At 73.0% G+C, this 17,628-nt stretch carries 16 protein-coding genes; 7 read left to right on the top strand and 9 right to left on the bottom strand.

Annotation, left to right across the window (positions count from 1 at the left end; genetic code table 11):
• Positions 1 to 308: 308 nt before the first annotated feature.
• Together LWJ43_RS13675 and LWJ43_RS13680 are read right to left on the bottom strand one after the other, a co-directional pair.
• Complete coding sequence (locus tag LWJ43_RS13675) at positions 309 to 845, bottom strand: EF-hand domain-containing protein (protein ID WP_277332529.1); 537 nt, start codon at positions 843 to 845, stop codon at positions 309 to 311.
• A gap of 82 nt (positions 846 to 927) precedes the next feature.
• Positions 928 to 1,302, bottom strand: coding sequence for an STAS domain-containing protein (locus tag LWJ43_RS13680; RefSeq protein ID WP_277332530.1), 375 nt, complete (start codon positions 1,300 to 1,302; stop codon positions 928 to 930).
• Positions 1,303 to 1,591: 289 nt separating this feature from the next.
• Between LWJ43_RS13680 and LWJ43_RS13685 the strand changes: the two genes are divergently transcribed.
• Both LWJ43_RS13685 and LWJ43_RS13690 read left to right on the top strand, forming a co-directional pair.
• Positions 1,592 to 2,173, top strand: a complete 582-nt coding sequence (locus LWJ43_RS13685) for an RNA polymerase sigma factor (protein ID WP_277332531.1) — start codon at positions 1,592 to 1,594, stop codon at positions 2,171 to 2,173.
• Complete coding sequence (locus LWJ43_RS13690) at positions 2,170 to 3,435, top strand: maleylpyruvate isomerase N-terminal domain-containing protein (RefSeq protein ID WP_277332532.1); 1,266 nt, start codon at positions 2,170 to 2,172, stop codon at positions 3,433 to 3,435. Before LWJ43_RS13685 ends, LWJ43_RS13690 begins: the two co-directional genes overlap by 4 nt.
• 38 nt (positions 3,436 to 3,473) lie before the next feature.
• On the opposite strand, the gene purU is transcribed toward LWJ43_RS13690, so the two are convergent.
• Together purU and LWJ43_RS13700 are read right to left on the bottom strand one after the other, a co-directional pair.
• Positions 3,474 to 4,373: a formyltetrahydrofolate deformylase gene (gene purU, locus LWJ43_RS13695; RefSeq protein WP_277332533.1), complete on the bottom strand. Its 900-nt coding sequence runs from the start codon at positions 4,371 to 4,373 to the stop codon at positions 3,474 to 3,476.
• Positions 4,374 to 4,401: 28 nt separating this feature from the next.
• Positions 4,402 to 4,848 carry an SCO4402 family protein gene (locus tag LWJ43_RS13700; protein WP_014154721.1) on the bottom strand — a complete coding sequence of 149 codons (447 nt, stop codon included), beginning with the start codon at positions 4,846 to 4,848 and terminating at the stop codon, positions 4,402 to 4,404.
• Positions 4,849 to 5,022: 174 nt separating this feature from the next.
• On the opposite strand from LWJ43_RS13700, the gene LWJ43_RS13705 reads away from it, so the two are divergent.
• Positions 5,023 to 6,282 (top strand): ABC transporter substrate-binding protein, encoded by a 1,260-nt coding sequence (locus tag LWJ43_RS13705; protein ID WP_277332534.1) that lies wholly within the window; start codon positions 5,023 to 5,025, stop codon positions 6,280 to 6,282.
• Between the two features lie 59 nt (positions 6,283 to 6,341).
• On the opposite strand, the gene LWJ43_RS13710 is transcribed toward LWJ43_RS13705, so the two are convergent.
• On the bottom strand, positions 6,342 to 7,817 hold the full coding sequence (locus LWJ43_RS13710) for a PAT1 family protein (RefSeq protein WP_277332535.1): 1,476 nt from the start codon (positions 7,815 to 7,817) through the stop codon (positions 6,342 to 6,344).
• Between the two features lie 160 nt (positions 7,818 to 7,977).
• A complete protein-coding gene (locus tag LWJ43_RS13715; RefSeq protein ID WP_277332536.1) occupies positions 7,978 to 9,360 on the bottom strand; it encodes a transcriptional regulator in 1,383 nt (460 codons plus the stop codon).
• A 256-nt stretch (positions 9,361 to 9,616) separates the two neighbouring features.
• Between LWJ43_RS13715 and LWJ43_RS13720 the strand changes: the two genes are divergently transcribed.
• From LWJ43_RS13720 to LWJ43_RS13730, 3 genes are read left to right on the top strand one after another with little or no spacing between them, the layout of a single operon-like run.
• Positions 9,617 to 10,294, top strand: a complete 678-nt coding sequence (locus LWJ43_RS13720; RefSeq protein ID WP_277332537.1) for a bifunctional DNA primase/polymerase — start codon at positions 9,617 to 9,619, stop codon at positions 10,292 to 10,294.
• Between the two features lie 38 nt (positions 10,295 to 10,332).
• Positions 10,333 to 11,157, top strand: coding sequence for an ABC transporter ATP-binding protein (locus tag LWJ43_RS13725; protein ID WP_277332538.1), 825 nt, complete (start codon positions 10,333 to 10,335; stop codon positions 11,155 to 11,157).
• On the top strand, positions 11,154 to 12,797 hold the full coding sequence (locus LWJ43_RS13730) for a transporter (RefSeq protein ID WP_277332539.1): 1,644 nt from the start codon (positions 11,154 to 11,156) through the stop codon (positions 12,795 to 12,797). Before LWJ43_RS13725 ends, LWJ43_RS13730 begins: the two co-directional genes overlap by 4 nt.
• 50 nt (positions 12,798 to 12,847) lie before the next feature.
• On the opposite strand, the gene LWJ43_RS13735 is transcribed toward LWJ43_RS13730, so the two are convergent.
• On the bottom strand, positions 12,848 to 13,741 hold the full coding sequence (locus tag LWJ43_RS13735) for an alpha/beta fold hydrolase (protein WP_277335883.1): 894 nt from the start codon (positions 13,739 to 13,741) through the stop codon (positions 12,848 to 12,850).
• A 650-nt stretch (positions 13,742 to 14,391) separates the two neighbouring features.
• A complete protein-coding gene (locus tag LWJ43_RS13740; protein WP_277332540.1) occupies positions 14,392 to 15,084 on the bottom strand; it encodes a metal-dependent transcriptional regulator in 693 nt (230 codons plus the stop codon).
• A gap of 207 nt (positions 15,085 to 15,291) precedes the next feature.
• Between LWJ43_RS13740 and LWJ43_RS13745 the strand changes: the two genes are divergently transcribed.
• Positions 15,292 to 16,047: an SIS domain-containing protein gene (locus LWJ43_RS13745; RefSeq protein WP_277332541.1), complete on the top strand. Its 756-nt coding sequence runs from the start codon at positions 15,292 to 15,294 to the stop codon at positions 16,045 to 16,047.
• Between the two features lie 142 nt (positions 16,048 to 16,189).
• Here LWJ43_RS13745 and LWJ43_RS13750 read toward each other — a convergent pair whose 3' ends face one another.
• The gene (locus tag LWJ43_RS13750; protein ID WP_277332542.1) at positions 16,190 to 17,584 is read right to left on the bottom strand and encodes a PAS domain-containing protein; all 1,395 of its coding nucleotides are present in this window, start codon (positions 17,582 to 17,584) and stop codon (positions 16,190 to 16,192) included.
• Positions 17,585 to 17,628 lie beyond the last annotated feature (44 nt).

Genomic DNA, 17,628 nt, shown 5'->3' on the forward strand with positions numbered 1-17,628 from the left:
CGGTTCCCGTACCACTCGCATCCCACGGAGCGTACCCGAGCCCACGCCCGTGACTCCGCCCGGTGACGGGCCGTTCCGGGGGCGCACCCGGCTTTCGGATGCGTTGCGTCACCCGCGGCACACCTTCCGTACGCCCCCGGTCAGCCATGACCGCCCCCGGTCCGGCGCCCCGGCCCGGCCCCGGAGCGCCCGGGGACGGGTCGAAGGAGGGCGTCAACTACTCGTTCCGTCACGCGTGTTGCCGCGGACCCCACATCCGGAAGGGCTCGGGAAGGGCGCGGGGCGGGCGCCCGTCGCGGCCCCGGCGGTCACGCGTCGGGTTCGACGACCGTGAAGTACGCGGAGAAGGCGGCGACCGCCTCCGCCTCGGCGATCCGCCCGTCCTGGTCGTCGTCCAGGCTTCGCGCCGCGACGCTCGCGATGTCGTCCTCGGCCCCCAGCACCCGCAGGGCGCGTTCCACCCGGTCGACCGGGGCGGAGGCCGGCGCGTTGCCCTCCGGGTCCGCGCCCGCGGCGACGGCGAGCGCCGCGCGCAGGAAGGGCCGCGCGATCTCCGCGAAGCGTTCGGGATTGTCCCGCAGCCGCTTCACGGCCCCGCCGACGAACTCCTGCCGGGTGACGCGCTGGTCCCCGTCCACGTCGGCGATACCCGCCATGCCCTGCCAGAAGGCCTCGGCTCCGGTGTAGAGCGACTGGCCGCGGTCGCAGCGGGCCGTCGTACCGAACTCGGTGAGCAGACGGGCCGCGGCGGCGTTGAAATCGGCGCGATCGATGTAGCCGTTGCCGTCCTGGTCGAAGGCGGCGAAGCGGTGCGCGATCTTGCGCTCGTACTCTGCGCTGTCCATGCGGGGAGCGTACGACGCCCGGAGGCGTCACGTGTCACCGACGGCCTTCGGAGGTGTGACGACCTCGTTCCGGAGCGGCGCGTCAGGCGGTGAGCGGCTGGGACGTGTCGTCGGTGGCCGCGCCGGCGTCGGGGTAGACGTCGAAGAGCCGCCGCACGCCCAGGGCGCCGAGCACCTTGTTGACGTGCGAGCCGTCGACCGCGCCGCGGGCCGGGAGGATCAGCCTCAGCCGTCCGCCGCAGGACTTCATGAGACGTCTGGCGGCGATCAGGACGTTGACACCGCTGGAGTCGCAGAAGAGGACGCCGGAGAGGTCGAGGACCACGTCGTGCCGTCCCGCCGCCACGGCCCCGTGGACGGACTGGCGCACGACGGGTGAGCTCACGAGGTCGAGTTCGCCGTGGATCCGCAGCACCGTCCACGCGTCCTGCTCGGTCTCGTACACCTTCAGCGTCACGCGACTCGGCCTCTCGTTCCGGGGTCTCCGGAGGATCCGGAGGTTTCCGTTCCTCCTCGCGGCTGCCCGCTCACGCGCCCGCGAAACACCCGCCCGCCCATCAGCCTGACACAGGATGCATCCGTAAACGATCACTGGAGGACCGCTTACGCGGTCGGGAAGGGACAAGGGGTGAAGCATTCCCTATCATCCGGCGCCACTCCAGGGACGTACTTAGCCGAAAGGTGCGTGCTCGGAGGATGCCGCCGACTACATTCGACGTGACGAGAGGCACAGGGCTGGGGGCGGGATGGCGAAGGACGCACCACCGCGCTGGGACCGCCGCATGCAGCAGCGGCTGGCCCGTGGCGAGGCGGCGGCACTCGGCGAGCTCTACGACAGGTTCGCCGCTCTCGTCCACAGCCAGGCCCACCGCATGCTGGACGACGAGGACGCCGCGGACCAGGTGACGCGCGAGGTCTTCGGCTACGTCTGGGAGAACCCCGGCGCGTACGACCCGAAGCACGGTTCGATGCGCTCCTGGGTGGCGCGGCTCACCCACCGCCGGTCCGTGCAGAGACTCCGCGACGCCCACGACGGGGCCGAGGGGCCCGGGGGCGGGGCGCGCACCGAGGAACTGGAGCACCGGGTGCTCAAGGCGACCGCCGCCGCCCGTGCCGACTACATCGTCGCCTCCATGCCCGCCCCGCTGCGCGCCGCCCTGGAGCTCGCGTACGTCCAGCGGCGGGACTACCGGCAGGCCGCCGCCGACCTCGGAGTCACCGAGGACGAGGCGAGGCGACGGCTGCGCCTCGGCCTCCAGCTGCTCTCCACCGCGAACACCCGGCCGTCGGCGGGCTCCGCCCCTCCCGGCTACGGACCGACGCCGTGACCGGCGGCCACGGCGGCGGCCTCGACGGGGAGAAGCCGGTGGAACGCCGCATACCGGGGCCCCGGCCGGCCGCGGACGACCAGGAGACGCTGCCCCCGGCACGGCCCGGGGTCCAGGAACCGGCGAAGCCCCCCGAACCCGGCCGGACCGGGCCGCCGTTCCCGCACCAGGTGCTCAAGTCCCTCCTCGGAGCCTGGGCCCTGGCCGCCTGCTCCGCCGAGGAGGCCGCGGCCGTCGAGGAACACCTCACCTCGTGCGCGCCCTGCGCCGACGAGGGGCTGCGGTTGCGCGACGCCGTGGGGCTGCTGCACACCGACGGCACCCTGGACCTGGACCCGATGCTGCGTTCGCGGGTCCTGGAGGGCTGTCTGGGCCGCCGTCCGGCGCGCATCCCCGTCCCGTCGTGGGCCGCGCCCTACGACACGGAGACCGCACGGCTCGACGCGCTGCTGCGGGACATCGGCGACGCGGAGTGGCACGCGCCGGTGCGGCTCAAGTGGTTCGAGGCCGACCGTCAGACGAACCGCAGGACGACGGTCGCCGGGGTGATCAGCCATCTGACCGCCGTCGACGGCCTGGTGTCCGCGGCGCTCGGTCTGGACGACCCGCTCGGGAAGGCGGACGGCTCCGTGCCGCCGACACCGACCGGGCGCACCGAGGCGTACTGGTCCGCCGCGCGCCTCCCGCCCACGCGGACCGTACGGGAGCCCTGGCGTGACCAGAGCCACTCGCTCGTCCGCGCGGTGTCGTTCGCCGGCCGCGGCGTCGAGGAACTCTCCGTGCCGTACGGGGACTTCGCCCTGCCGCTGCAGGACTCGCTCCTGGAGCGGGCCTTCGAGTGCTGGATCCACGGCGGAGACATCGCGGACGCGGTGGACTACCCCTACGAGCCGCCCGCCGCCGCCCATCTGCACCGCATGATCGACCTGGCCGCCCGGCTGCTCCCCGGCGTCCTCGCCGGGCGCCGCCGCGCGGGGCTGGCCTCACCTGCCCGCCACCTGGTGACCGCGGGGTCCCCGGGCCGCTCGCTCCACCTGGAGGTCGAGGGACGCGGTGGCGGCGACTGGTACATCGCGCTGGACTCACCGGCCGCGCTGGGCTCCCCCGCCCACACGGTCGCGCAGGTCGCGCTCGACGGGGTGGAGTTCTGCCGGCTGGTCGCGGGTCATGTGCCGCCGGTCGAGGCGGCGGCCGGTCAGGAGGGCGACCGCGAGGCGATCCGCGACGTCCTGTTCGCCGCGGCCTCCCTCAGCCGGCTGTAGACCTGCTCCCGGAGGGCCCGTGCCCCTGGGGCGGGGTCTTACGGGAAGACGACCGTACGGCGGCCGTTGAGCAGGATGCGCCGCTCCGCGTGCCAGGTGACGGCGCGGGCCAGTGCCTGGCACTCCACGTCACGGCCGACAGCGACGAGCTGGTCGGGCGTGACGCCGTGCCCGACGCGCTCGACCTCCTGCTCGATGATCGGCCCCTCGTCGAGGTCGGCTGTCACGTAGTGCGCCGTCGCACCGATCAGCTTCACACCGCGGGCGTGGGCCTGGTGGTACGGCTTCGCGCCCTTGAAGCTCGGCAGGAAGGAGTGGTGGATGTTGATGATCCGGCCGCTCAGCTGCTTGCACAGGTCGTCCGAGAGCACCTGCATGTAGCGTGCCAGGACGACGAGTTCGACGTTCTCCCCGCGGACCAGCTCCAGCAGCTGCGCCTCGGCCTCCGGCTTGTTCTCCTTGTTCACGGGGATGTGCCGGAAGGGGACGCCGTAGGAGGCGACGAGCTCGGCGAAGTCCGTGTGGTTGGAGACGACCGCCACGATCTCGACCGGCAGGGCACCGGTGCGGGAGCGGAACAGCAGGTCGTTGAGGCAGTGCCCGAACTTGCTGACCATCAGCACGATCCGCATCCGGTCGCTCGCCCGGTGGATCTGCCAGTCCATCCGGAAGGAGTCCCCGATCGCGGCGAAGCTGGCGCGCAGCTTGTCCACGGTGACCGTGGCGTCCGCCGAGAAGTGGACGCGCATGAAGAAGAGACCTGTGTCGTGGTCACCGAACTGCTGGCTGTCCTCGATGTTGCAGCCGGTCATGAAGAGGTAGCTCGACACGGCGTGCACGATGCCCTGCCTGTCGGGGCAGGAGAGCGTGAGGACGTACTGCTCGGAGGCGGTCTCCGAGGCAGCGGATGCGGTTTCGGCGGGCTGCGGCGCGGTCATCCCGTCAGGGTGCCACACCGCCCGGTGGTCACGCGGATCTGGTCATGATGCGGAGCACGTCCAGGGAGCGCGGCGGGGTGTCCGGGTCCTCCGCGTCGTTGGTGGCGAGCATCACATGGGCCTCGCGTGCCGCCATGACCGCCTCCTGCCACCCGGGATGTTCCAGATAGGCGGACACGGGGGCGTCGGCACCTATCTGGTGCATGATCCGCAGGACCCGCAGGGCGGCGACGTCCACGAGGGCGGCCTCGGCCGAGTCGCGGAAGATCGTCCCCACGTATTTCTCGGCGGACCAGTTGTCCAGCCAGGTGTCCTCTACCAGGCGGTACACGGCGTCGGTGACGTCGCCGTACCCTTCCCGGCCGGCCAGCCAGCACTCGTGGTGGAAGACGGGGTCGGAGAGCATGTGCAGCGCCGAGCGCACGTTGCTGCGCCAGCGCCACCAGGGCATGTCGTTGAGCGGCATGCCGCCCATGGTGGAGGAGCGACGGCCGCGACGGGAAGTGTTCTCCGAACCTTGCTGCACGGTTGCCGATCGTACGTTCCCTCCCGGCGGCCGGACGCGGCCCCCCGCAATTCACCTCCACGTCACTCTGCGTTGAACGCGGCACGCTGCTGCGTTACCCCTGAACCGCGAAAGTTCATGACCATGACCGGATGGCGACGCCTCACCTCCCCCCGCCCCTACAAGCTCCTCACATCGGTGGCGGCCGGGGCGCTGCTGATGTCCGGCTGCGGTGTGCTCCCTGGGACGTCGGAGGACTCCAGGGAGCCCGTCACCGTGATGACCTGGGCTCCGGACACCACCGCGGCCGACGCGGTGAACATGGCCGGCATGCCGGCCATGGCGAAGGCTTACGCCCGCTGGGTCAACGAGAAGGGCGGGATCGGCGGCCACGAGCTCCGGGTGCTCACCTGCAACGAGCAGGACACCGCGGCCGGGGCGTCGAAGTGCGCCCGGCGGGCGGCCGAAGAGGACGTGGCGGCGGTCGTCGGCTCGTACAGCCGGTACGGCCGGGCGTTCCTGGCTCCGCTGGAGGCCGCCGGGATCCCGTACATCGGCGGGTACGGCGCCTCGGCCGACGAGTTCACCAGCTACCTCTCCTACCCGGTCAACGGCGGCCAGTCGGCGCTCGTCGCGGGCAACGGCGAGCAGCTGGCCGCCAGTTGCGCGCGCGTGTCGCTCGTGCGGCCCGACACCCTGGTGGGCGACACCATGCCCGGGCTCCTCGACGCGGGCCTCAGCCGGAGCGACCGGCCCGCGTCCTACGACATCAGCACGACCGAGGCGGCCACCTCGTACGAGACGGAGGCGGCCAAGGCCCTCCGCGAGGCCGGCGACGGCTGTGTGACGGCGGTGCTCGGCGAGGGCACGGAGACGTTCTTCGACTCCTTCCGCCGGCTGGAGCCGGAGGACAGCGAGGTACGGATCTCGTCGGTCCTCGGCAGTGTCGGCCAAGGCCTCATCGACCGCACGGGCGGACCGGACAGCCCGTTCGAGGGGGCCCTCGTCACCGGCTGGTACCCGGAGTCGGGCGACGCCCGCTGGAACGAGATGCGGGAGATGATCCGCAGGTACGCATTCGGGGACGACCGGATCGATCCGGCCGACGCGGGCGTGCAGACCACCTGGATCGCGTACACCGTGCTCAAGGCCGTGGTCGAGGCGATGGACCGGCCCGACATCACCGCGGGCGGGATCTCCGTCAGCCTCAACCGCGGCACCGAGGTGGACACCGGCGGCCTCACCCCGGTCCTGCGCTGGCGGTTCCAGGACATGGTCGGCACGGCCGCCTACGGCCGCGTCGTCAACGGCCGGGTGACGTTCCAGGTGGTCCGCGACGGGCGTCTGACGGCGGAGAGGAAGGGCTTCGTGGACGTCACGGAGACCCTCGCCGACTCCGGCTGACACGCGTGCACCGGCCTCCCTCCCCGGCGAACGGGGCGGAGACCGGTGGGGGTGTCACGTCAGAGCTGCGTGGGGGCGCGCTCGGTCAGCCCGTACTTCCGCGCGATGGAGTTCCACAGCCCCGAGGCCTTGCGCTTTGCCGTGGTGGCCTCGCCACTCGACGCGTTGGCCTTGGCGGTCTCGTCGGTCTGGCGGGCCTTGCCACCCTTGCAGACCTTCTTGCCGTCCTTGGCCTGGCCGGCCCACGCCGCGTAGTGGTCGTCGGCCTCCGCGGACGCCTGCCAGGCGTCGGTCAGGGAGGTCGTCAGCTCGGCGTTGGCGGGGAGCTTGTCCACGCTCAGCGCCTCCAGCCGGGTCACCAGGTCGCGGCGCTGCTGGGCCGCGCCCTTCAGGTCGGTGGCCGCCTGGTCGAGCGCCCGGCAGCTCTTGATCTTCTCCACGGCGCTGATCACCGCCGAGCGGCTGTTGTTGCTGTCCGCGAGCAGCTTGTCGAGCTCCTCGGCCTGGGGCTTCGCGGGATCGGCCGCCTCCCCCGAGGAGGGGTCCGCGGTGGGGCTCTGGGCGGCCACCGTCTTCTTGTCGTCCGAGGGGCTGTCGTCCCCGCCGCTCATCAGGGCGCCGGCGCCGAGTCCGATGACGGCGCAGCCGATGACGACGGCCGCGATCAGCGGGACCGCGGCGGACCGTCTGCGCGGGGCTTCACCGCCCTGGTCCGGCTCCTGTCCCGCGTAGCCGCCGTGGCCGCCGTCCCGGCCGTCCCCGTTCCGGACGCCCTGCGGGCCCGATCGGTAGGGTTGCGCGCCCTGCGGCGGCTGCTGCCCGCTCCGAGGGGGCTGCTGCTGCCCCGCGAAACGGGGCATCTGCTGGGTGGCGCCCGCGGGCTCCTCGCTGCGGAAGAGGCTGTCGAACTCCGCGGGCGGCTGCCGGTCACCCGGGGCTCCCGGCCGTATCCCGTACGGAGCGCCGCCGGGCACCGGGGGTATGTACTGGGTCGCGTCGGCGTCGGACTGCTGCGCGGGCGCGGCGTTGTGCCCCAGGTACTGGGTGGACTCCGCCGGGCGCTCGGGCGGCATCCCGCCGGGGAGGGCTCCGCCGGGTACGGGCGCGATGTACTGCGTGGCGTCCGCGTCCCCGCCCTGGCCCGCGCCCCCCGCGGGACCGGCCTCGGGAGGCAGCGGCTGCGCGTACGGCTGCGGCTGGTGGTACTGGTTCTGGCTCTGCTGGTACGAGTCCGGCTGAGGCGCGTAGTGCTGCTGCGCGGGCTGCTGGTACTGCCCGTGCTGCGGCTGGTACGCCTGCTGCTGGTGCTGCTCGGGGGGCAGCTGCCCCGGTGGCGGGCCGTCCTGCGGCCCGGCCTGCGGCCCCCAGGGCTGGCCCCACGGCTGGCCGCCGGCGGGGGTGGCCTGGTCCGGCTGCCCGCTCGCCGGACCCCCCGGGTACCAGGGGGCACCACCCTCCGCGGGCAGCACGACACCCTCGTGCGCGGGCCGTGCAGCGGGAAGCTGCCGCTCGTCACCCTGTCCGCTCTGCGTCACCGGGACTCCTACGTGTGAACCTATGGAATCGTCGGCTCACGCTACCGGGTCTCCGGAGCCCGGCGCCAAGCGCCCGGGAGCGCTCACGACCCCTTCACACCGCGGGTGACACCTGAGGCACCCGTGGCGCTGATCATGGTCAACTCCCCGCGCACGGTGGTCAGGCGGCCTGGAGCTCCAGCCTCGCGCCGAACTCACGGACCGAGGGCTCGTCGGCGAACGGCTCGAACCGCTGCTGGAGGTCGTCGAGATATTCGGCACCCCGGCTGGAGCGCACGGTTCCCAGCAGTTCCATCGCCCGCAGCCCCGTGTGGCAGGCCTGCTCCACCTCACGCTGCTGCACCTGCGCCGAGGCCAGCAGCACCAGGCCGATGCCCCGGCGCCGGGCCCGGGACTCCGGAAGGGCCGCGAGGGCCTCCTTCGCCCGGCGGGCGGCCGGCTCCGCCTGTCCCAGGTCACGGTGGCAGTGGGCCAGTTCGTCGGCGAGGTAGCCCGAGTCGAAGTGCGCGATCCAGTCCGGGTCGTCGCCCGCGTCCGGGTCGGCCTGTTCCAGGGCGGACAGCGCCCGGCCCGCCGCGGCCTGGCAGGTGCGGGCGTCGCCCATGAGCGCGTGGCCCCGGGCCTCCGCGGCGTGGAACATCGACTCCGCCCTCGGGGTCACCCGACCCCGCGCGCCCTCCTGGGCGGCCCGCGCCAGCTGGGCGATCTCGCGCGGGTTGCCGAGCTGGGCCGCGAGATGGCTCATCGACGCGGCCAGCACATAGCCCCCGTACGCACGGTCGCCCGCGGCCTGGGCCAGGCGCAGCGCCTGGATGTAGTACCGCTGGGCCAGCCCCGGCTGACCCGTGTCGACGGCCATGTACCCGGCGAGCTCGGTGAGCCGGGCGACCGCTCCGAACAGCTCGCGGCCGACCGATTCGCGGTACGACCCCGAAAGGAGCCCGGACACCACGCTGTTGAGGTAGTGCACCAGCACGGGCCGCACGTGCCCGCTGCCGAAACGGTGGTCGAGGTCCACGAGCGCGGCTGTCATCGCCCGCACCGCCGCCACGTCCGGCGAACCGACCCTGCTCCCGGCCGTCCGCGCCACCTGCGGGTCGGCGCCCGTGATCAGCCAGTCCCGGCTGGGCTCGACCAGGGCCGAGGCGGCCACGGCCGATCCGGACAGCAGGTCGCGGCGGCCCACGTCGCTGCGCCACAGCTCGCAGACCTGCTCGACGGCGCCGAGCACGGTGGGCGCGAACTGCAGACCGACCCCGGAGGCCAGGCTCTTGCCATTGGCCATGCCGATCTCGTCGATCGTGACCGTGCGTCCGAGCTTGCGCCCGATCGCCTCGGCGATGATGCCCGGCGCCCTGCCGCGTGGCTGCTGTCCGCGCAGCCAGCGGGCCACGGAGGTCTTGTCGTAGCGGAGGTCGAGCCCCCGTTCCGCCCCGACCATGTTGACCCGGCGTGCGAGGCCGGCGTTGGAGCACGCCGCCTCCTGGATGAGCGTCTGGAGACGTTCGTTCGGCTGGCGGGCGACGAGAGGCCTGGCTGCCATATTTCCCCCTGAGACCGCAGTGATTCCGGTGAAGGCATCACTGCCCGGCACGGCACGAGAAATGCGCATATTCATCTGTATCGGGTACGCGTGGTGGTGAGTTGGCACAATCCTGCGTGTGCCTACCCGCGCACCGTCGCGCTTCCTCCCACGCGCCCCCGGCAGTGCACCCGTGCGCCCCATGTGCCGGACCGATCCGTCCCGACGGGTGCCCGTGCGCCCGTAACCCCCGGTGGTGCCGGGAGTTGAGCGGGGAGTGGAAGAGCCCATCGGAGTGACGGAAGCCGCCGAGGTCCCCCGGCAGCGGAGTGACCAGCTGCTCGAGGCCGCCGCCTGGTACGCCCAGGAGCGGCACTGGGATGTGTTCCCGGGCACCTGGCTCGAGGCCGCCGGAGGGACGGAGCACTGCTCGTGCGGTGACGCCGGCTGCGCGGCCCCCGGGGCACATCCCGCCCGGGCGGACTGGGCGGGCCAGGTGACCGGCAGCGCCGCCGCCGCACGCCGGATGTGGGCCGGGCGTCCCGGTTCCGCGGTCCTCCTGCCGACCGGCCGGACCTTCGACGCCCTGGACGTGCCGGAGGCCGCCGGCTTCCTGGCCCTGGCCCGGATGGAGCGGATGGGCCTGACGCTCGGCCCGGTGACCCGCACCCCAAACCGCCGGATGGCGTTCCTCGCGCTGCCGGGCGCCGCGGCCAAGGCGCCCGAGCTGGTCCGCGGACTGGGCTGGGACGCCGAGGCGATCCGCATGGTGGGGCGAGGTGAGGGCGACTACGTGGCCGGGCCGCCGACCCGGATGGCCGGGCGCGGGGCCGTGCAGTGGGCCCGCCGCCCGTCCCGCGCCAACCTGTGGCTGCCGGACGCCGACGAGCTGATCGGCCCGCTCGCGTACGCCTGTGCCCGGGAAGCCGCCGACGCCCGGATCCGTCTTTCGTAGGGTGGCCCCCACAAGCGGGGACTTCGAAAGGCAGTGCCATGCCGGACCAGGCGGAGCATACGGGCGGGACGAACACGGCGGGTGCGGCTTCGGCGCCTCCACCCGCCGTGCGGGTGGAGGGGCTGTGGAAGCGGTTCGGGGAACAGGTCGCGGTCGCGGGGATCGATCTGGAGCTGCCCGCGGGGAAGTTCATCGGTCTGGTGGGCCCCAACGGCGCGGGGAAGACCACGACGCTCTCGATGGTGACCGGACTCCTGCGGCCCGACATGGGCCGGATCGAGGTCGCGGGCCACGACGTGTGGCGGGACCCGGTCGAGGTGAAGTCCCGGATCGGGGTGCTGCCGGAGGGGCTGCGGCTCTTCGAACGGCTCTCCGGTCGTGAACTGCTCGGCTACACCGGCAGGTTGCGCGGGCTGCCGGGCGCCGAGGTGGACAAGCGCGCCACCCAGCTGCTCGACGTCCTGGATCTCGCGGGGGCGCAGCACAAGCTGGTCGTGGACTACTCGACCGGGATGCGCAAGAAGATCGGGCTGGCGTCCGCACTGCTGCACAACCCCGAAGTCCTTTTCCTCGACGAGCCGTTCGAGGGCGTCGACCCGGTGTCGGCGCAGACCATCCGCGGCGTCCTGGAGCGCTACACGCGCTCCGGCGCGACCGTGGTCTTCTCCAGCCATGTGATGGAGCTCGTCGAGTCGCTCTGCGACTGGGTGGCCGTCCTGGCGGCGGGGCGGATCCGGGCCCACGGCACGCTGACCGAGGTGCGCGGGGAGGCGGCCTCCCTGCAGGACGCCTTCCTCGAACTCGTCGGCGCGGGCGCCCGGGACACCGGGGAGTCCCTCGACTGGCTGGGCGGTGCCCGATGACGGTGCTGGACGCCCCCGCGGGAGCCGCCGTCCCGGCCGTACGCGGCCAGGGTCTGGTCCCCGTGTTCGCACGCCTCAAGCTGGCGCTGCTGCGCAACGGGCTGCGCCAGTCGTCCGGGCGGAGGGCCGCCTACATCGCGTCCCTCGTCGTGACGCTGCTGCTCGCGGTGGGCCAGCTGATCGGCCTGGTCGCACTGCGCGGCCACGCGCAGGCGAGCACCCTGGTGGTGCTCCTGACCGCGGTCCTGGCGCTGGGCTGGGCGGTGATGCCGCTGTTCTTCCCGAGCGGGGACGAGACCTTGGACCCGACCCGGCTGGTGATGCTGCCGCTGCGGCCGCGGCCGCTGATCGGCGCCCTGCTGACGGCTTCGCTGATCGGTATCGGGCCGCTCTTCACGCTCGCCCTGGTCCTCGGCTCGGTGATCGCTCTGGCGCACGGAGCCGTCGCGGTGGTGTTCGGGGTGATCGCCGTGCCCCTGACGCTGCTGGTCTGTGTGGCGCTGGCGCGGTCGGTCACCACGGCCAACACCCGGCTGCTGACCTCGCGCAAGGGCCGCGACCTCGCGGTGCTCAGCGGGCTGGTGATCGCGGTGGGCATCCAGTTCGTCAACTTCGGGGCGCAGCGCCTGGGCCGGGCGGGCGGGCTGTCCTCGCTCGAGCCGGTCGCGGACGTGGTGCGCTGGCTGCCGCCGGCCTCGGCTCTCGGCGCGGTGGGGTCGGCCTCCGAGGGGGCGTACGGGACGGCGTTCGGGCAGTTGCTGCTCTCGGTGCTCGCGCTGGGCGGCGTGCTGTGGCTGTGGCAGCGGAGCCTCGTGAAGCTGATGACGTCGCCGGACGGCTCCACGATCGCGGCCGCCGAACCGTCCTCGGGGCGCTCCGGCGCGGGCCGTTCCGGTCTGTTCTCGTTGCTTCCGGAGGGGCGTACGGGCACGGTGATGGAGCGGAGCCTGCGGTACGTCGTACGGGACCCGAAGACGAAGGCGGCCTGGGTGACGGCGCTGGCGATCGGTCTGATCGTGCCGGTGCTCAACGCGGTGCAGGGCGGCGGGTCGGCCTACTTCGCGTGTTTCGCGGCCGGAATGCTCGGCATGCAGATGTACAACCAGTTCGGGCAGGACACCTCCGCCTTCTGGATGGTGGCGCTGTCGGTGTCCTCGACCCGGGACGCCTTCCTCGAACTGCGGGCGCGTGCGCTGGCCCTGCTGCTGATCACCCTGCCGTACACGGTCCTGGTGACGGTGGTGACCACGGCGGTCCTCGGCGACTGGGCGGCCCTTCCGGGGGTGATGGGCCTGTCGTTCGCGCTGCTGGGCGCGATGCTGGCGACGGGCGCTCTGGCGTCGGCGCTGTTCCCGTACTCGATTCCGCAGGACGGGGCGTTCAAGAACGTCGTGCCGGGGCAGGCCGGGCTCGCCTGGATCTCCATGCTCGGCGGGGTGGTGGGCGCCGCGGTGCTCAGCGGTCCCGTGATCGGGCTGACGGTCTGGCTGCACGTGGCGGACCATCGTGACCTGCTGTGGCTGCTGCTGCCGGTGGGCGCGGTGTACGGGGCGTTCATCGGGTGGCTGGGGGTACGGCTCGCGGCTCCGCGCACCGCGCAGCGACTCCCGGAGATCCTGGCGGCGGTCAGCAAGGGCTGACGGGCCAGGACGCGGGAGGGTACGGGCCCACGAGGGCGGGGCGTCCGGGGTCAGGGGCTGACGGGCTCCCGGTCGTCCCGGCGTCCCTCGGCGAGCTGTTCCAGGAAGGGCTCCACCGCCCTGCGCCAGCCATCCGGACGGTCGTAGTGGACGAGGTGGCCGGCGTCCTCCACCTCCGCGTACTGCCCGCGCGGCAGCACGCGGACCATCTCCTGGGCCTCCGCCCTGCCCAGCTCCCCGTCGATCCCGCGCAGGACCAGGGTGGGGCAGCGCACCTGCGCCAGCTCCTCCCAGTGGGCGTCGAAGACCCAGGTGGCCCGCGACGTCAGCATCTGCTCCTGGGAGAAGACGGGCCGCCAGCCGTCGGAACTCTCGGCCATCACCTCGGCGAAGAACTCGCCGCGCGCGGGGTTGGGCCGCTCCACCCAGGGATCGTCCTCGCCGAACCACTTCCGCACGTCGGCGAGCGTCGCGAAGGGCAGCGGCCAGGTGGTGAACCAGTCCGCCCATTCGCGCTGCGAGGCGGCACCGATCGCGGAGGCCCGCATGTCGCAGATGATCAGCGCCTTGACGAGGTCGGGGCGCTTCGCGGCGAGCTGCCACGCGGTGAGCGCGCCCATCGAGTGTCCGACGAGGGTCACCGGGGCCAGGCCCAGCTGCTCGATCGCGGTCTCGGCGTCCGCGACGTAGGCGTCGCGGGTGTACGGGCCGTCGGCCGGCTTGTCGCTGCGCCCGTGGCCACGCTGGTCGAGGCCGACCGGCCGGTGGCGTTCGGAGAGCCAGCGGGCGGTGGACGCCCAGTGCGTGGCCCGTCCCATCAGGCCGTGGAGCATTAAGATCCCGGGGGCCTGCCCGGCCTCCGCGGGATCCTTGGGCCGGTCGGCGAACTCCCACGCCGCGAGGCGTACGCCGTCCGATCCGGTCACATCGATGCGCCGCACCATAGGTTCTGGCACCCCCTTCTGGTCCTCGATCACCGTGTGCGTGCGCGCCAGACTATCGAACTCTTATTCGAAAACCCGCTTCCGGCTCGCAACATCCCACGTTTGAGTGACAGCGGTTCAGGATTGATGACGGTCGCCCTGGGGAGACCTTCTCCGGGAAGCGGACCACTCGGGGACAGGGGTCCGCGGGGACTGACCTCGAGAGCTCGGGGCTCCAGGTCAGCGCAGGGGAGGACAGGCCCCGGCACCTTCGGGCGCCGGGGCCGCAACGTGTCCGGGAACGCAGGGGTCCGCGCTCGCGGCGGACCGTCGGGGCGGCACGGAGCGGCACCCCGGAGAATCGGGAGAATCGAACATCCCGCAGGGCCCTGAAGGCCCGGGGAAGCGTGAGGGCGTCGGAAAGCACGGCAGCCACCTCATGGTGCACGTGCCAGTGCGACGGGCGCATTCCCTGCTCCCTCCCCGACCGCCCGGCGGGTTCCGCCGGCGCCCTCAGGTCATATGCCTGGCCACAGCCTGGCACGCGTTTCGCCCGGGCGCTGCGATTCCGGGCGGAAAACAGAAAGCGGGCTTACCGGCTCACATCTGCACGTGCATCCGCATCGGCGCCTGCACGTGTGTCAGGGCGCCGACGCGGGCACAACCGCTGGTCAGCGCTTCGCGACGAACACGTGCGAGGCGACCTCGGAGTCGAGCTCGGCCGCCTCCCCGCTGGAACCGACCAGCACGCCGCCGGCCGACTCGGTCACACTGACGACGGACCCGGGCTGTACGCCCGCCCGCCGCAGCGTGTACATCAGCTGTGCGTCGGTCTGGATCGGCTCACCGATCCGGCGCACCACCACGGTCTTGCCCTCGGCGCCCGGGTCGAGCTCGGCCAGGCTCACCATGCCCTCGTCCAGGAACGGATCGGCCTCGGCCTTCTCGCCCAGCTCCTCCAGACCCGGGATCGGGTTGCCGTACGGAGACTCCGTCGGGTGCCGCAGCAGCTCCAGCACCCGGCGCTCCACGGCCTCGCTCATCACGTGTTCCCAGCGGCACGCCTCGGCGTGGACCTGTTCCCACTCCAGGCCGATGACGTCGACGAGCAGGCACTCGGCCAGCCGGTGCTTGCGCATCACCCGGGTCGCCAGCCGGCGTCCCTCCTCGGTCAGCTCCAGATGGCGGTCGCCCGCGACCTGGACCAGACCGTCCCGCTCCATGCGCGCCACGGTCTGGCTGACCGTCGGACCACTCTGGTCCAGCCGTTCGGCGATCCGGGCGCGCATGGGGACCACGCCTTCCTCTTCGAGCTCGAGGATGGTGCGGAGATACATCTCCGTGGTGTCGATCAGTCCGGACATACGTGCCCCTCGATGCTGTGACATGAAGTCGTCGTGCGATGGCCCTCCACCAATTCTGACGCATGGCACCGACAACCGTGCCCTGCCGTCGGCAGTCCGTGCGGACGGGCGGTTCCGGGCGCTATTGACAGCCCAGTGGTCCGGACCGCAACGTGATCCGCGACACGGGCACCGCACGGACCCCACTTCACCGGAAAGGCCTCCTCGATGAGCGACAGCAAGCTCGCCGGTCAGTTCTTCGACGCAGCGATCGGCCTGCTGGAGCGGGTGCGCGACGAGGAGGCGGGATCGATCGCCGCCGCGGGGGCCGCGATCGCCGACACCGTCGCCGCGGGAGGCCGGCTCTTCGCCTTCGGTGCCGGGCACTCGTCGCTCGCCGCGCAGGACGTCGTCTACCGTGCGGGCGGACTGGCCCTGATGAACCTTCTGGCGGTGCCCGGCACCGTCGGCGTCGACGTCATGCCGGCCACGCTCGGCTCGGCGTTGGAGCGGGTGGACGGCCTCGCGAGCGCCGTCCTCGACTCCAGCCCGGCCCGCGCGGGCGATCTCCTCGTGATCATCTCGCTGTCCGGGCGCAACGCACTGCCCGTGGAGATGGCGCAGAACGCGCGTGCGCTCGGGCTCACGGTCGTCGGGGTCACCTCCGTCGCCTACACGACGGGCACCAGGTCGCGGCACGTGTCGGGCGGATTCCTCCGCGACCACTGCGACATCGTGCTGGACAGCAAGATCGCGATCGGTGACGCCGAACTGCGGACGGAGGGCGTCGAGGCACCCTTCGCGCCCGCGTCGACGGTCGTCACCAGCGCGCTGATGCAGGCCATGATGGCCACCGCGGCCGAGGAACTCGTCGCCCGCGGAATCGAACCTCCGCTGCTGCGCTCGGGCAACGTGGACGGCGGACACGAGTGGAACGGGCGCGTGATGCGGGAGTACGGCGACCGCGTCTTCTACCGGCACTGAGCGGCACTGAGCGGCACCGAGCGGCACGCGGCGTACAGCACCGAGCGGCCGGCGCCCGGCGCGCCCGGCCCCGGCCGGGTTCGAAGCCCGGCCCGCCCGCCGGGTTCAGGCGCCCGGCCCGGCTTCAGGCGCCCACCCGGGTTCAGGCCTCCGGCACGCCCGTCAGCCGGGCGAGGTCGACCGCCGTGGCGACCCGGGCCGCCGCGCTCTCCGCGTACATCACGTCGGGGCGTTCGAACGCGCCGCGGTTCGCCGCGCGCAGGAACGTCACCACGCCCAGCGTCCTCCCCCGGCTCCGCAGCACCGCGCACAGGGCGTACGCGGAGCCGCCCGGCCACTGGTGCCCGACCGCCCACGCCCCGCCCGCGCCGGCCGGCGCGGCGGCCCGGACGGAGTCCGCGCGCTCGACGGCCTGGAGGGCCGGGTGCCCCGGCGCGTACCGCACCGGGAGCGGGCCGCCGGAGACCGGCAGGCAGGGCCCCGGCGCGTCGGACGGCGTGGCCGCGGCCCGTACGAGCCGTTCCCCCACCGCGAGGCCGGCCAGCAGATCGACGACCACATGGTCGGCGAACCCCGCAAGCGCGTAGTCCAGCGACGTGGTCGCCGCCTCCATCGGGTCCTCGCACTCCGCGGTCTGACGGGCCGCCCGGTGCAGCTGCTTCGCACGGAAGCGCACCCGGTCCGCGTCCTGCTCCGCGAGCTTCGCCGCGGTGACGTCGCGGAACAGCCAGCCGACCCCGAGCGGGACCGGTTCCTCGGCGAGCGGCGAGGTCAGCCTCAGGAATCCGCTGCGCCAGCAGCGCCGCCGGTCCCCCTCGGCGGTGCGCAGGGTCACCCACAGCTCGGCCGGGGCGGGCGGCGCCCCCTCGGCGAGGACGTGCTGCAGCGCGCTCTCCAGGTCCTCGACGCCCTGGACGACCAGCTCGCCCAGCGGGCGTCCGAGCAGGGTGGTGCGCCCGCCGCCCAGAGCACGGGCGGCGTAGGCGTTGACCACGGTGGGACGCAGGTCGACGTCGACGGCGACCACGCCCCAGGACGCGTCCTCGAACAGGGCTTCACTGAGCGCGATGGAGCGCTCCAGGTCGATCTGCGCGTGCACCTCGCTGAACGCGCAGTACACCCCGGCGGGCTTCCCGTCCTCGCCCCGGACCCCCGACGACTGGGTCCGCACCAGGACTCGCCCGCCGTCCTTGCGCAGCAGCGCGAACTCGTGGACCTGGCGGCCGGGCGCGTCCATGACGGACAGCAGCCGTTGCTGCACGTCCACCGCGTCCGCGGGCCGCACGGCCCACCCGGCGAAACCGCGTCGGCCGACGGCCTCGGCGGCACTCCAGCCGAGGATCCGCTCGGCCTCGCGGTTCCAGTGGGTGACGGTGCCGTGCGCGTCGAACGCGCAGAGCGCGGCGTCCATCCCGTCGAGCAGCGCGGCGAGGAGCCGGGAACCCGGGACCGCCGCCGTCGTCGTCGAAGGCTCCCGCCCCGGGTCCTCATCGGGACCGAGCGCGTCGGTGGTCCCGGTGCTCCTGGAAGCACTCACTCCGTACCTCCCGCAGGGCGTGTTCCGCTTCGCGTTCCGCATTG

Origin of the sequence: Streptomyces sp. JH34 (assembly GCF_029428875.1) — a bacterium.
Lineage (GTDB): Bacteria > Actinomycetota > Actinomycetes > Streptomycetales > Streptomycetaceae > Streptomyces.